The sequence below is a fragment of the Streptomyces zaomyceticus genome, from assembly GCF_014656215.1.
GTDB classification, from domain to species: domain Bacteria; phylum Actinomycetota; class Actinomycetes; order Streptomycetales; family Streptomycetaceae; genus Streptomyces; species Streptomyces zaomyceticus.
In genome coordinates, this window is record NZ_BNBZ01000006.1 from 137,164 (window position 1) to 150,615 (window position 13,452).

Consider the following 13,452-nt stretch of genomic DNA (forward strand, 5'->3'; position numbering starts at 1 on the left):
CCGAACAGCGGCACCGCCGAGCGGTCGCGCGAAACAGCCAGGTCACAGCGGACCGTACCCTTACGGCCATGCGAAACCGCCCCATCCCCGGCAGTTCCGGCCTCGTCCGAGCGATGACTCTGCTCGGCGACCCCGTGCTGCACACCCCCTGCGCTCCCGTCACCGACTTCGGACCCGAACTGGCCCGGCTCGTCGAGGACATGTTCGCCACCATGTACGCGGCGAACGGCGTCGGCCTCGCGGCGAACCAGGTGGGTGTGGGCCTGCGCGTCTTCGTGTACGACTGCCCCGACGACGAGGAGACCCGCCACCTGGGCCATGTGGTCAACCCGCGCCTGGTGGAGGCGGACGGGGAGCTGTTCAGGGGACCGGAGGGCTGCCTCTCGCTGCCGGGCCTGGAGGCTCCGACGCCCCGTTACGACCGTGCGGTGGTCGAGGGCGTGCGCGTGGACGGCACTCCGGTACGGGTCGAGGGCACCGGGTTCTTCGCCCGCTGCCTCCAGCACGAGGCCGATCACCTGGAGGGCGGGGTCTACGCGGACCACGTCACGGGGTGGCGCAAGTCACGTCTGCTCCGCACGATCCGCAAGCAGCCGTGGGGGAGCGGGGCCGGGGTCCTGGAGGGCTGACGGCACCGGAGGCCGGACGGTCCGGGACGCCCGAAGGTGCCGGAGGCCGAGCGCTCCGGCACCCGCCGGGTGTCACGGGAGCCGTCGAGCGTTCCGGCACCCGCCGAGGTTCCGGAGGGCACCCCCTAGAACGCCGGGCCGCCCGGGAGGTCCGGGGCCTGGGCGAGTCGACCCCACAGGAGGTCCGCCAGGCTGCGGACGAGGTCGGCGCGGGAGCAGGGGCGCTCGCCGAGCCACCAGTCGCCGGCCGCGTGCATCATGCCGACGATGCCGTGCCCCCAGATCCGGGCCTGGGCCTCGGCGCCGGGTCCCAGGTCGACGCGCTCGGCGATGACCTGCCCGAGCTCCTCGCCCATGCGGCGGAGCAGCGGGGCGGAGTGGCGGCCGACGTCGAAGCCCTGCTCGGTCTGGTGCGACTCCTCCGCCGGGTGCATGAGGAAGCGGTAGACCTGGGGCATCGCCTCGATCGAGGCGAGGTAGGTGTCCAGGGTGGACTCGACGCGGCGGCGGCGGTCGGAGGGCGCGTCGAGCGCGGCCCGCAGGGCGGCGAGGAGGGCGTCCGTGTGCCGGATGGCGAGGGCGCGGTACAGACCGCCCTTGTCGCCGAAGTGGCGGTAGAGGATCGGCTTGGTGATGCCGGCCTCGGCGGCGATCGCGTTCATGGAAGCCTTGGGGCCGTCCCGGAGCACCACCCGGTCCGCCGCCTCCAGCAGTTCGCGGCGCCGCTGTTCGGCGGGCGTCTGCTGGTCGGTGGTCCGTTGTGCGATGTCCATAAGCGTGTCTCCCCGCCCGTGTGATTCCTTGAGGCTGTCGCAACGTAACACCCGCCCGGTGTCCGATGCCGGTCGGGCCGAACCGCTCCACCGCAGGTTGACAGCATGTACCCGCCGGTAACAGACTGGTGTTACCGCAAGTAACGTACAGCTGGGGAGGGAATATGGGCGAGTTCACGCTCGAACTCAACGATGACCAGAAGCAGGTCCGCGACTGGCTCCACGGCTTCGCCGCCGATGTGATGCGCCCCGCGGCCGCCGAATGGGACGAGCGTGAGGAGACTCCCTGGCCGATCATCCAGGAAGCGGCCAAGCTCGGCATCTACTCGCTCGATTTCTATGCCCAGCAGTTCTTCGACCCGACCGGTCTCGGCATCCCCATGGCGATGGAGGAGCTCTTCTGGGGGGACGCCGGCATAGCGCTCTCCATCGTCGGTACGGGCCTCGCCGCCGTCGGCGTCCTCGCCAACGGCACCGAGGAGCAGATCGGCACCTGGATCCCGCAGATGTACGGCGAGGTCGACGACGTCAAGGTGGCCGCCTTCTGCTCCTCCGAGCCCGACGCCGGCTCCGACGTCGCCTCCATGCGGACCCGGGCGGTCTACGACGAGGCCAAGGACGAGTGGGTCCTCAACGGCACCAAGACCTGGGCGACCAACGGCGGCATCGCCAACGTCCACGTCGTCGTCGCCGTCGTCGACCCCGAGCTCGGCTCCAAGGGCCACGCCTCCTTCATCGTCCCGCCGAACACCCCCGGGCTGTCCCAGGGGCAGAAGTTCCAGAAGCACGGCATCCGTGCCTCCCACACCGCCGAGGTCGTCCTGGAGGACGTCCGCGTCCCCGGCCACTGCCTCCTCGGCGGCAAGGACAAGCTGGACGACCGCATCGCCCGGGCCCGCGAGAAGTCCAGGGCGGGCGGCGAGCAGGTCAAGAACGCCGCCATGGCCACCTTCGAGGCCTCCCGCCCGGCGGTCGGCGCCATGGCCGTCGGCACCGCCCGCGCCGCGTACGAGGTCGCCCTGGACTACGCGAAGACCCGCGTCCAGTTCGGCCGCCCGATCATCGAGAACCAGGGCGTCGCCTTCCAGCTCGCCGACATGGCCACCCAGATCGACGCGGCCCGCCTCCTGGTCTGGCGCGCCTCCTGGATGGCCACGGCCGGCAAGCCCTTCACGGCGGCCGAGGGCTCCATGTCCAAGCTGTACGCCAGCGAGGTCGCCAAGAAGGTCACGGCCCAGGCCATCCAGATCCTCGGCGGCAACGGCTACACCCGCGAGTACCCGGTGGAGCGCATGCACCGCGACGCGGCCATCTACACCATCTTCGAGGGCACCAGCGAGATCCAGCGCATGGTGATCAGCCGGGCCATAGCGAAGTAGGCGGAGGGCGCATCGAGGAGAAGGCCCGCACCGAGACGGTGCGGGCCTCTTTGCCGGGGCCCGCCGCCCGATCGGGCGGCGGGCGCTCGCGTGGTCCGTTGTGAGATGCCGCGAGGATCGCCACCAAGTCCTGCCGGACTGCATCCGGACCCGCCCCCGCGGCGGAATTGCCACCGAGCGCCCGCCTTCATCCCCCCGAGAGGCGGGCGCTCACCCGCGGACGCGACGGGTGCTCCACCCGAGCACGCCGGGCTCGGAGTCGGGCCCGCGGGTCGCGCGGGCCCGGATGTCGCCGCCGGTGGTGGCTCGGCACGCATGCCGGGCGGCACGCTCAGCTCCGCGATTCACCCCCGACGGCCGGCGGCTGTTCGTACAGTGAGGGCGTCCCTCCGCGTCCACCGACCGACGCGGCACTCGGACCCGCCCCGGCGTGATGCTCCGGGACGGGACACTTCCCGGAGCACCCATGGACGACCTGATCGCGTTCCTCCGCGCCCGCCTCGGCGAAGACGAGCAGACCGCCCGTGCGGCCGGCGCCCGGCCGGGACCCGTCTGGCGTCACGACTCCGACAGCGGGTGGGTCCGAGCCGCCCGGGAGGGTGACGGCATCGCCACAGGGCGCCAGGACCGTATTCCTCCCGAACACGGTCGCCACATCGCCCGTCACGATCCCGCGCGGGTGCTGGCCGAGGTCTACGCCAGACGCCGGCTGCTCGGCGCCTCGGCCGCCGACTGCCCGGCGGCATGCGCGGCCGAGGGCGCGCACTCGTTCAGAGGGTCATGTGCGCTGTGCTGGATGGGCCCGGTCGACGAGGCCGACGGCGGGCGCTGGTTGTACGACGACACCGGCGCCCGGTTCGCAGCCCCGCCCGTCACACAGGAATGGACACTCCGCGTCCTCGCGCTTCCCTACGCCGGCCACCCCGACTACCGGACCGAGTGGCGGCCGTAGCCGATCACCGCCGCGGCTCCTAGGCCGCGAGCTCCTGCCCGGCCTGCGTCGCCTCGGCCCATGCCGCCACGAGCACCTGATAGATCCGCTGCTCGTCGGCCGTCAGGGAACGTCGCTGCTCGCCGGCGCGCACCCACAGTGTGCGGATGGCGTCGTTCAGGGCCTCGGGACTCGGGGTTTCTCTGTGGTGATCGGACATGGAGTCAAGGCTAGGGCCCCGGTCCGACAAAACCGGCGGGGTCCGGGCGTGCGTTCCGCCACGCTCCAGGACGGAAGGGCCGCTTCTCGGCGGGGTGCACCTGTGAAGCGTGTCACGTGTGCGTCCACGCACTCGACGGTTTCGCTGCGCGACCGCCGGGGGCGGGGACGGCCGTCCCCGCCCCCGGACCCCGGGCTGGGCCCGCTCCGTCCCGGGACTTCTCACACCAGGCAGAACTCGTTGCCCTCCGGGTCCTGGAGGACCACCGCGTAGTAGTCCATGCCGTTCGGCTCGTCCATCGAGTACAGGATCGTCGCGCCGAGCGCCGTCAGACGGGCCACCTCGCCGTCCACCCGCTCGCGCCGCAGCGCGAGCGGGACGTCCCGGCCGCCGCCCACCTTGAGGTCGAGATGGACCCGGTTCTTGACGGTCTTCGGCTCGGGGACGCGCTGGAACCAGACCCGGGGGCCCACGCCCTTCGGGTCCACGATGGACTCCGGGAGCTCGCCGGCGTCCTCGCCCAGCTCGTCCTCGGGGACGCCGATCGCCTCCCAGTACGCACGCCAGCTGGCGTGCCCCTCGGGCGGCGGATCGGGGACGTACCGCAGGGCCTCCAGCCAGAACGGCACCAGCCGCTGGGGGTCGGCGCAGTCGATGGTCAGTTGCAGCGTCAGCTCGGGGCGTTCCATACCGCGAGCCTCCCAGACACCACTGACAGTCGACCGTTTCGAGCCAACAGGCCAGATTCGGTCCGCTGTTCGGGCATCCCTACCCGTCGGTCACCTGCTGGGGGAGAATCGGCGCGCACATGACGATCGAGGGGGACCCGTACATGGCCATCACCACCGGTACCGAAGCGCCCGAACTCGCGGGACTTCCGCTGCTCGGCTCCATGTTCGACCTCAAGAACGACTCCCTGGGCACCTTCCTGCGCGCCCAGCGCGAGCACGGCGACGTCGTCCGGATCACCGCCGGCCCGCCCGGGATCCGCGCCGTCGTCTACGGCGTCTTCTCCGCCGACGGCGCCCAGCAGGTCCTCGCCGGGGAATCGGCCAACTTCCGCAAGGACAACGCCTTCTACCAGGAGATCCGCGAGTCCTTCGGCAACGGACTGCTCACCAGCCAGGACGAGGACTACCTCCGCCAGCGCCGGCTCGTGCAGCCCCTCTTCACCCGCCGCCGCGTCGACGGCTACGCCTCCGCCGTCGCCGCCGAGATCACCACCCTCACCCAGGAGTGGCAGGACAGCGGCGCCGAATCCGTCGACGTCCTCCAGGAGATGGCCCGGTTCGCGTTGCGCGCCGTCGCCCGCATCCTGTTCGGCACGGACGTGGACGCCGCCGTCGAGATCGTCGAGAACAGCTTCCCCGACCTCGGCGCGTACGTGCTGCGCCGCGGCTACTCCCCGCTCAACGTGCCCCGCGACTGGCCCACCCCCGGCAACCGCCGCGCCGCCACCGTCCACCGGGCGCTGTACGAGGTGTGCGACCGCATCATCGCCGAGCGCCGGAGCTCGGGCGAGGCCCCCGGCGACGGCCAGGACCTCCTGACGCTCCTCGTGGAGGCCGAGAGCGCCGAGGACGGCAGCTTCGACGCGACCGAGCTGCGCGAGCAGGTCCTCGTCTTCCTGCTGGCCGGCCACGAGACGACCGCCACGTCCCTCGGCTTCGCCCTCCACCTCCTGGCCCTCCATCCGGAGGAGCGGAAGCGGGCCCACGAGGAGGTCGACCGGGTCCTCGCCGGCCGTACCCCCGGCGCCGACGACCTGGACGCCCTGCCCCATGTCACCCGCGTCCTCAAGGAGGCCATGCGGCTCTTCCCGGCAGCCCCGGTCATCGGGCGCCGCGCCGTCGCCGCCACGCAGGTCGGCGGTGTCACCGTCCCGGCCGGAGCGGACGTCATCGTCGCCCCCTGGGTCACCCACCGGCACCCGGACTACTGGGAGGACCCCGAGCGCTTCGACCCGGACCGCTTCACGCCCGAGGCGGAGGCCGCCCGGCCGCGGTACGCCTGGTTCCCCTTCGGCGGCGGGCCGCGCGCGTGCATCGGCCAGCACTTCTCGATGCTGGAGTCGGTGATCGCCCTGGCGATGATCCTTCAGCGGTACGACCTGGAGGCCGTCGACACCGTGGTGCCCGTCGCGCCGGCGATCACCCTCCAGGCGGCCGGCCCGGCCCGCTGCCGCCTCACGCCCAGGACGGTGTAGGCGGGCTTCCGTACGGCCGGGGCCGCGACGCGGGGAGGCGTACGCGGCCCGGCTCAGTCGTTCCGCTTCCCGCCGAGGTGGAGCGCGCGCAGGGCCGCTTCGAGGGCGAACCGGTGGTCGGGATCGAGGAGCCGGTCGCCGAAGTGGCTGTCCAGGTTCCGCAGCCGGTAGCGGACCGTCTGGGCGTGCACACCGAGCATCTCGCCGACCTGCTCGGCGGGCGCCCGGGTGGAGATGTGGACGCGCAGGGTCTCGATCAGCCGGTCGCGCCGGGTGCCGGACAGCTCGTCGAGCGGGGCGAGTTCACGCTGGGCCAGCTGGGCCACCAGGGCCGTGTCGGAGAGCAGCCACAACGTTGTCAGGTGGTCCTCGCAGCGCACGAGGGGCGCGTCGGCGACGATGCCGTCGTCGATGAGCTGGAGGACGCGCCGGGCCCAGCGGAGGGAGTGGGCGGCCTGGGCCGGCGGCACGGTCAGACCGACGACGGCGGGGGTGCCCGCCAGGGCGGAGCCGAGCATCGCGAGGCGGTCGGCGGTCAGCGGGCCGGGGATGAGCAGATAGGGCTGGGGAAGGCTGACGTCGGCGAGGACGTCCCGGTCGAGCCCCGCCTGGACGAGTTCGGCGAGCGGCGGGCGGAGGGCGACCAGGGTGCACTCGGCGGGGAGCTGCCAGGAGGCGTCCCGGCAGAGCTCGGCGATCGTCGCCCGGGGCAGCGGCGGGCCGGCGACGACCAGGTGGAGTAACTGTCTTCGCAGCGCGGCCACATCGGACACCGCGCGATTCTGGACCATGGCGTAGCCCTCGCGGGACAGGGCCTCCAGCTCGTCGACGTAGGCGAAGAGGGCGTCCGCGAAGGCGAGGATCAGGGTGGGGGAGAGGTTGTACGTACGTCCGATGATCTTGGCCCGGCGCAGCGCGACGCGCGCGCCCAGGCGGTAGGCGCCCAGTAACGTGTCGAGGTCGCGGCCCTCGTAGGCCTCCACGCGGCCGAACTTGCGGAGCAGTTCGTCCCTGAGGGCCGAGTTCGTCCCGGGGTCGGCGACCCGCTCCACGAAGGCGGCGAGCGCCTGCTCCACGCCCTGGCGGATCGCGTCCGACTGGGGCCCGTTGAAGAGATGGGCGTACACGGGGTAGGTCCGCTGGACCTCCATGCCGATCTCCTTGATGAGGCCGGGGATCTCCGGCCTCATCAGGGCGGCGAACTCCCTGGGGAGCGGTTCGAGCGGTTCACCGATGTCCGGCGACTGGGTGATTGCGGGCATGAACCGATCCCTTGCTCTCCTACGCGACCGGTGGGGGAGCGACGGTGCGGAGCCCCGCCTGGCGTGGTGGGCTCCGCCTTGGTCGTCTGGTGCGTACCAACGTGATCTGCTGAAGCTAGGTCACCTGCTGTGTGCTGTACACACGTTGAGCAAGAGTTGGCGTGCCGGAGGGGTACGCGCTTACCTAGTCGGCCGGGAATCGACCGTGAGTGGCTGTTACCGGACGGCCGAGTGCCAGTTCCGGGAGAGGGTCCTGCCCGCGTCGGGGGCGGCGAGACCGGGGGCGAAGAGGCCCGTCAGGTGGGTCTGGGTGTTGTTGAGGGTGAGGCTGTTCCTTCCGGCGGCGGAGGGCAGCCCCGTCTTGAGGTTGACGGCGGCGTCGATCAGGCCGAACCAGCCCAGGCCGCAGCCGCTGGCGCCGGGGACGGCGAAGGTCTTGTCGCTCTGGGTCGAGCCGAGGATGTTGAGGCGGCTCATGTCGCCCTCCTCGTTCGGGGAGCCGTCGCCGTTGAAGCGCTCCACGCCGAAGTCGGGCGAGGTGAGGTTGCTCGGGCGCAGGATGATCGGGTTCGCCTTCGTCCCGATGTAGCAGTTGCCGCCCAGGAACGGGTTCTCCAGGCGGATGCGGACCGGGATGGACACGATCGGCTTGTCCGTGAGGACACCCGCGATCTGGTCGAAGTCCGAGGGGGTGCCGACCGACTCCATGGTGGCGGTGATCTTGTTGAGCTTGGCGTCGGTCAGCTGCCGGCAGATGTCGCTGATGAACGGGATGTCGCTCGGACACATCAGACCGAGGAGGCCGCCGGGGACGGTGGCCGGGGCGGCGATGAGCGCACCGCCGGCCGGGGCGGCCACGGTGCTGGTGCCGTCGGGGTTCTGGACGACGCCGATCTGGAGGTTGGTGCTGCCGGTCGGCACGGTGGTGTTGCCCAGCTTGATGGAGCCGCTGACGGAGTAGGACACGACGCACTGCGGCGACGTGTCGAGACCGTCCGAGGCGAGCATCCCGGCCGCGTCGACGGGGCAGCGGTTGGACGGCGCCCAACTGCCTTTCAGCTGGGGGCCGGTGGCCGTCGCCGTCCCGATGGAGGCGAAGGCGCCGAGCGCGGTGAGGGCGGAGAGCGTGGCGAGGCGCCTGCGGGAGGAGGCGAGGGGCATGACGGTGCCTTTCGTCGAGGGGGTGCGGGGGTGCGGGGGTGTGGTGAGGGTGCGGGGCGAGCGGTGGAGCGGGGAGGCGACGGACCGGGTGCGGGTCGGGTGCGGGCCGGGGGCGGCTCGGGGGCGCGGGCTCAGCGCTCGGGCTTGGGGACCACGTACGGCTGGCGGTCCGCGGTGCACTGGCCCTCGGTGGGCACCTCCACGCCCACCGCGCAGGTCTGGCCCTGGATCTGCCTGATGTGGTTGCCGGGGCCGGAGATGGCCGCGGTGAGGAGACGGTCCAGGTTCTCGCCGCCGGCGCCGCAGCCCTTGAACGCGGGGACCGTCACCTCGCCGGTGAGCGGGCCGCCGCTGGTGAGGACGTAGCCGGTGGCGTCGGTGCCGTTGAGGAGCTGGCCCTTGCCGAGCAGCACCAGGTGGTCACCCGGGTACTTGGCGGGCTGGGGCTCGGGGGAGGCGAGGGGCTTGACCGTGCGGCAGCCGGGGCCGACGTCCAGCGGGGTGCCGTTGACCTCGACGTCGAGAACCCGCAGGACGAGGGGCACCCGGATGTACGTCTCCGCGATGTTGTCGGGGAAGACGAGGAGGACGTCCGACTCGACGATCAGAGGTCCCGCCTGTTCCAGCACCAGGGTCGCCGTGGTGGGCGCGAAGCCGAAGGTCAGGAAGGTGGACGTGAAGGGCGGGGACTGCTTGCGCCCCTGGTACAGGAGGGAGCCCTCCGACTTCTGGAGCAGGTGGATGCTTCCGTCCGGACGGAAGTCGATCACCGGCTCGCCCTGCTCGAGCTGGACGCAGGACACCGGGATGAGCGAGGCCCCGTCGAGCTTGCGCACATTGGAGTAGCCGGTGATGTACGCGGAGAGCGAGGTGGAGGTCGGTTTCTCGGTGACGCAGGGCGGCGCCTTCGGGCGGGCGGCGGCGCCGGGCGCGTTCCCGGTGGCCACCCTCGGGCCCTTGCCGGCGACCGAGGCGGACGCCGGGTCCGGCGGCGCTCCGGCCGCTCCGCCCGCGGTCTCCCGGCCGCCCGGGGTCGACGGCTGCCCGGAGGGGGCGGCCGAGGACGAGGGGAAGGAGGCCGGGGACGAGGCGGGGGCGGTCGGGGGGGTGGACGGCGCGCCGGGACCCGGGGTGCCGGTGGAGCCCGGTGTGACGGGGATCCCGGCGAGCGTCCGGCCCTCCGCGTCCGGCCCGGGGACACAGCTGACGGAGAGGGACGCCGGACCGGTGGGCGTGCCGTCGGCCTTGCTCGGGGCGAGGCCGACGGCGAGGTTTCCGGCGGTGAGGGTCAGCTCGCCGGCGGTGCCCGTCGTGAGAGCGGGGACGTCGCCGGTGCTCGTGAGCGTGAGCGGCCCTTCGGCGGGGACGGCGGCCGGCTGGGCCGTGCCGAGCCATGTGACGTCCGTGCTCCCGCCGTTCTGGCCCACGCCGACCGTGAGCGTCGTCTCCATCCGTACCGTGGCGGCCTCGAGGGCGGTGAGCTCGGCCGCGACCGCGGCCGGGAGTTCCAGCGTCGTGCTGACGTCGGCCGCCTCGATCGTCTCGCCGACGGTCGCCCGGTCGGGGACGGTCGCCCTGATCCGTACCGTCGCGGTCTGCGGGCCCGAGGGCAGGGTGCAGAGGTAGGGGAGCCGGGCGTCGACCTCGTGCGAGCCCAGGGCCACGGCCGCCGCGGGGAGAAGGGGGGCGAGTGCCACGAGTGCGGCGATCGCCGCGCCGCGGGTCTGGGCGCGGGAGGGCCGCAGGGCGGCTCGCTGGCCTCTCATCTGGTGCTCCGCTCGGATTGTGCGCGCGAGCGTCGGGTGCGCGGGCGCGAAGGGAAGACCGTCGGGGGCGCGGACGCCCCGTGTGCGCCCGGCCGGCGACCCCGGCCGGGCGGACGCGGGTTCTCGCGCCTTACGGGTTGGAGCCGACGATCGTCGGGATGGTGGTCGTGTTGGCCACCTTGACCAGGTAGTCGCCCTTGAAGAGCGGCTTGGCGCCGACCGGGACGGCGGAGCCGCAGTTGGTCGAGGAGACGACGGTGAGCTCGCCGGTGACGCTGTTGACCGCCAGCTTGCCCGTCGAGTTGGTGTACGTGCCGGAGGCCTTGCCGGTCACGCGGAAGACGCAGGCGCCGACCGTCACCTTGGCGTCGACGTTGCCGACGTAGCCCTTGGTGACCCCGGTCGCGGCGGTGTAGTCCTGCCCCACCACGGTCCACGGGGTGGTCGCGACGGTGGTCACGTTGCCCAGAACGCTGGTGCAGGGCGCGCCGGTGGCGCCGAAGGCGATGGCGCTGATGGACGCGACGGTCGCCGGGTTGCCGGTGGCGCTCGCCATGGTGCCCGAGGCCTTCGAGTTCGTACACGTCATGGCGATGCCGTTGACGCTCAGTACGACGTTGCCGCTGTTGGTCGCGGTGAAGGCGGCGGGCGTCGGGTTGACGGTCCAGACGGTCGAGGGCACGGCCGAGGCAGGGGCGGCGGCGAGGGCGAACGCGGCGGTGGCCGCCCCGGCGACGACGGCGAAGTTTCTGATCTGCTTCTTCATGGGTCCCGGACTCTCCTTGGGGATTGACCAGCTGAGGGTTCGACCGCGGTGGGGGAGCGGCCGGCGGCCCGGTATTTCTCGGCCGCGAAACCAGACGTTACTTGCGAGAAACTTAGCTGAACAATGCCGCAGTCCATGATTCTTTGAAGAAGGCTAATTGCCTGTCAAGCGGGTGAGCGGTGGCCGGAATCGCCTTGGTTCCGTGGTGCGCAATGTCGACAATTATGATCGATCAGGGATGGCTGGATTAGGCGTTGCTCTCCCCGGTGACAAGCGGCGAAATGGAATTGTCTCCCGGCTGATAAACGTCCGGCTGTCCCGCAGCTGGCATCGAAAACTCCGCATCCGGTATTGCCGGAGGAGGTTACTCGGCCGTAACGTTCCCGGGGCGACGAGCAGAGTCGCAGGTCGGCCTGTCCGTGTGTCTCCGTGCAGACAAAGTCGAACCCAGGCTTTGTCTCCGTGGTGACAAATACAGAAGCGGATCAAGGATTTTGCGCCAAGCCTCTTGTCCAAGTGATCCGCACCGACTTAACGTGCGCCCGCGGCGCACCCCCGACGCACGCTTGCTGGAGGTGGGATGGGAATCGAGGTAGTCGTTGAGGGGCTGACCATGTCCTTCGGCAAGCAGAATATCTGGCAGGACGTGACCCTGACCTTGCCGGCCGGAGAGGTGAGCGTGATGCTCGGCCCTTCCGGAACCGGGAAGACGGTCTTCCTGAAATCGCTCATCGGTCTGCTCAAACCCCAACAGGGCCGCGTTCTCATCAATGGTGTCGACATGGTGAGCAGCCCGGAACGGGACATCTACGAGACCCGGAAACTCTTCGGCCTGATGTTCCAGGACGGCGCCCTCTTCGGCTCCATGACCCTCTTCGACAACATCGCCTTCCCGCTGCGCGAGCACACCCGCAAGCGGGAGTCCGAGATCCGGCGCATCGTGATGGAGCGGATCGAACTCGTCGGACTGCTGGGCGCGGAGGGAAAGCTCCCGGGCGAGATCAGCGGCGGCATGCGCAAGCGCGCCGGCCTGGCCCGGGCCCTGGTGCTCGACCCGCAGATCGTCCTCTGCGACGAACCGGACTCCGGGCTCGACCCCGTCCGCACCGCCTATCTGTCGCAGCTGCTCATCGACCTCAACGCGCGCATCGACGCGACGATGCTGATCGTCACCCACAACCTGGACATCGCCGCCACGGTCCCCGACAACATGGGGATGTTCTTCCGGCGCAGCCTCGTCACCTTCGGCCCGCGCGAGGTCCTCCTCACCAGCGACGAACCGGTCGTCACCCAGTTCCTCGCCGGCCGCCGAGAAGGCCCCATCGGCATGTCCGAGGAGAAGGACGCCGCCCTGCTCGCCGCCGAGCTGGACAACCCCGCCGGCTACGCGACGGCGCCGCGCGTCATCGTCCCGCAGCTGGAACCCTCGCCCGGCCTCCCGCCGCGCGCGGCGGTCGGACGCCGCCGGGAGCGCGTCCTCGGCATGCTCGACCGTCTGCCGCGCGCCGCCCAGGCCGCCATCCGCGACACCTACGCCAGGGACGCGGCGTACACCCTGCCCCAGCGGGAGCGGATCACCGGGAGCGGCTCGTGATCACCGGCGCGCTGCGGCAGACCGGCCGGCTCTTCGCCCTCGCCGCCGAGGTGGCCAGGGCCGTCTTCCGGCGCCCCTTCCAGTTCCGGGAGTTCATCGAGCAGTTCTGGTTCGTCGCCAGTGTGACGATCCTTCCGGCCGCGCTCGTCTCCATCCCGTTCGGCGCCGTGATCGCCCTCCAGGTCGGCTCGCTCACCCAGCAGTTGGGCGCCCAGTCCTTCACCGGCGGGGCCAGCGTCCTCGCCGTCATCCAGCAGGCCAGCCCCCTCATCGTCGCCCTCCTGATCGCCGGCGCCGGCGGCTCCGCCATCTGCGCCGACCTCGGCTCCCGCAAGATCCGGGAGGAACTCGACGCGATGGAGGTGATGGGCGTCTCGCCGGTGCAGCGGCTGGTCGTCCCGCGCGTCCTGGCGACCATGGCGGTCGCCGTCCTGCTCAACGGGATGGTGTCCGTCGTCGGCACCCTCGGCGGCTACTTCTTCAACATCATCCTCCAGGGCGGCACCCCCGGCGCCTATCTCTCCAGCTTCTCCGCCCTCGCCCAGCTGCCCGACCTCTACATCAGCGAACTCAAGGCCCTGATCTTCGGGTTCATCGCCGGCATCGTCGCCGCCTACCGGGGACTCAACCCCCGCGGCGGCCCCAAGGGCGTCGGCGACGCGGTCAACCAGTCCGTCGTCATCACCTTCATGCTGCTGTTCTTCGTGAACATGGTGCTGACGGGCATCTACCTGCAGATCGTCCCGCCGAAGGGGGGCTGAGACC

General features: G+C 71.4%; 13 protein-coding genes. 6 read left to right on the forward strand and 7 right to left on the reverse strand.

Features of this window, described 5'->3' with window-relative positions:
- The first annotated feature begins 68 nt into the window (after positions 1–68).
- On the forward strand, positions 69–629 hold the full coding sequence (def, locus tag IE311_RS10895) for a peptide deformylase (protein ID WP_189831414.1): 561 nt from the start codon (positions 69–71) through the stop codon (positions 627–629).
- A gap of 125 nt (positions 630–754) precedes the next feature.
- On the opposite strand, the gene IE311_RS10900 is transcribed toward def, so the two are convergent.
- Positions 755–1,402, reverse strand: coding sequence for a TetR family transcriptional regulator (locus IE311_RS10900; RefSeq protein ID WP_189831415.1), 648 nt, complete (start codon positions 1,400–1,402; stop codon positions 755–757).
- 164 nt (positions 1,403–1,566) lie between these two features.
- Here IE311_RS10900 and IE311_RS10905 point away from each other — a divergent pair, with 164 nt between their 5' ends.
- Positions 1,567–2,781, forward strand: a complete 1,215-nt coding sequence (locus tag IE311_RS10905; RefSeq protein WP_189831416.1) for an acyl-CoA dehydrogenase family protein — start codon at positions 1,567–1,569, stop codon at positions 2,779–2,781.
- A 466-nt stretch (positions 2,782–3,247) separates the two neighbouring features.
- Entirely contained in the window at positions 3,248–3,733 is a 486-nt protein-coding gene (locus tag IE311_RS10910) for a DUF6221 family protein (protein ID WP_189831417.1), read from the forward strand.
- Positions 3,734–3,752: 19 nt separating this feature from the next.
- Here IE311_RS10910 and IE311_RS10915 read toward each other — a convergent pair whose 3' ends face one another.
- Both IE311_RS10915 and IE311_RS10920 read right to left on the reverse strand, forming a co-directional pair.
- Positions 3,753–3,932 carry a hypothetical protein gene (locus IE311_RS10915; RefSeq protein ID WP_189831418.1) on the reverse strand — a complete coding sequence of 60 codons (180 nt, stop codon included), beginning with the start codon at positions 3,930–3,932 and terminating at the stop codon, positions 3,753–3,755.
- A 221-nt stretch (positions 3,933–4,153) separates the two neighbouring features.
- The gene (locus tag IE311_RS10920) at positions 4,154–4,621 is read right to left on the reverse strand and encodes a VOC family protein (protein ID WP_189831419.1); all 468 of its coding nucleotides are present in this window, start codon (positions 4,619–4,621) and stop codon (positions 4,154–4,156) included.
- A 119-nt stretch (positions 4,622–4,740) separates the two neighbouring features.
- Between IE311_RS10920 and IE311_RS10925 the strand changes: the two genes are divergently transcribed.
- A complete protein-coding gene (locus IE311_RS10925; RefSeq protein WP_373313810.1) occupies positions 4,741–6,138 on the forward strand; it encodes a cytochrome P450 in 1,398 nt (465 codons plus the stop codon).
- A gap of 53 nt (positions 6,139–6,191) precedes the next feature.
- Here IE311_RS10925 and IE311_RS10930 read toward each other — a convergent pair whose 3' ends face one another.
- The 4 genes from IE311_RS10930 to IE311_RS10945 all read right to left on the reverse strand — a co-directional run bounded on the left by IE311_RS10930 (position 6,192) and on the right by IE311_RS10945 (position 11,093).
- Positions 6,192–7,400: a helix-turn-helix domain-containing protein gene (locus IE311_RS10930; RefSeq protein WP_189831420.1), complete on the reverse strand. Its 1,209-nt coding sequence runs from the start codon at positions 7,398–7,400 to the stop codon at positions 6,192–6,194.
- A gap of 216 nt (positions 7,401–7,616) precedes the next feature.
- Positions 7,617–8,561 (reverse strand): hypothetical protein, encoded by a 945-nt coding sequence (locus tag IE311_RS10935; RefSeq protein ID WP_189831421.1) that lies wholly within the window; start codon positions 8,559–8,561, stop codon positions 7,617–7,619.
- A gap of 131 nt (positions 8,562–8,692) precedes the next feature.
- A complete protein-coding gene (locus IE311_RS10940) occupies positions 8,693–10,327 on the reverse strand; it encodes a DUF6801 domain-containing protein (protein ID WP_189831422.1) in 1,635 nt (544 codons plus the stop codon).
- A gap of 130 nt (positions 10,328–10,457) precedes the next feature.
- The gene (locus tag IE311_RS10945; protein WP_189831423.1) at positions 10,458–11,093 is read right to left on the reverse strand and encodes a hypothetical protein; all 636 of its coding nucleotides are present in this window, start codon (positions 11,091–11,093) and stop codon (positions 10,458–10,460) included.
- A 580-nt stretch (positions 11,094–11,673) separates the two neighbouring features.
- Here IE311_RS10945 and IE311_RS10950 point away from each other — a divergent pair.
- Positions 11,674–12,687 carry an ABC transporter ATP-binding protein gene (locus IE311_RS10950; protein ID WP_189831424.1) on the forward strand — a complete coding sequence of 338 codons (1,014 nt, stop codon included), beginning with the start codon at positions 11,674–11,676 and terminating at the stop codon, positions 12,685–12,687.
- Positions 12,684–13,448 (forward strand): MlaE family ABC transporter permease, encoded by a 765-nt coding sequence (locus IE311_RS10955; protein ID WP_189831425.1) that lies wholly within the window; start codon positions 12,684–12,686, stop codon positions 13,446–13,448. Before IE311_RS10950 ends, IE311_RS10955 begins: the two co-directional genes overlap by 4 nt.
- Positions 13,449–13,452: the final 4 nt, after the last annotated feature.

Bases quoted from the DNA above. Each gene is read 5' to 3' on its own strand.
- def (WP_189831414.1), top strand. From the start codon at position 69: ATGCGAAACCGCCCCATCCCCGGCAGTTCCGGCCTCGTCCGAGCGATG.
- IE311_RS10900 (WP_189831415.1), bottom strand. From the start codon at position 1,402: ATGGACATCGCACAACGGACCACCGACCAGCAGACGCCCGCCGAACAG.
- IE311_RS10905 (WP_189831416.1), top strand. From the start codon at position 1,567: ATGGGCGAGTTCACGCTCGAACTCAACGATGACCAGAAGCAGGTCCGC.
- IE311_RS10910 (WP_189831417.1), top strand. From the start codon at position 3,248: ATGGACGACCTGATCGCGTTCCTCCGCGCCCGCCTCGGCGAAGACGAG.
- IE311_RS10915 (WP_189831418.1), bottom strand. From the start codon at position 3,932: ATGTCCGATCACCACAGAGAAACCCCGAGTCCCGAGGCCCTGAACGAC.
- IE311_RS10920 (WP_189831419.1), bottom strand. From the start codon at position 4,621: ATGGAACGCCCCGAGCTGACGCTGCAACTGACCATCGACTGCGCCGAC.
- IE311_RS10925 (WP_373313810.1), top strand. From the start codon at position 4,741: ATGACGATCGAGGGGGACCCGTACATGGCCATCACCACCGGTACCGAA.
- IE311_RS10930 (WP_189831420.1), bottom strand. From the start codon at position 7,400: ATGCCCGCAATCACCCAGTCGCCGGACATCGGTGAACCGCTCGAACCG.
- IE311_RS10935 (WP_189831421.1), bottom strand. From the start codon at position 8,561: ATGCCCCTCGCCTCCTCCCGCAGGCGCCTCGCCACGCTCTCCGCCCTC.
- IE311_RS10940 (WP_189831422.1), bottom strand. From the start codon at position 10,327: ATGAGAGGCCAGCGAGCCGCCCTGCGGCCCTCCCGCGCCCAGACCCGC.
- IE311_RS10945 (WP_189831423.1), bottom strand. From the start codon at position 11,093: ATGAAGAAGCAGATCAGAAACTTCGCCGTCGTCGCCGGGGCGGCCACC.
- IE311_RS10950 (WP_189831424.1), top strand. From the start codon at position 11,674: ATGGGAATCGAGGTAGTCGTTGAGGGGCTGACCATGTCCTTCGGCAAG.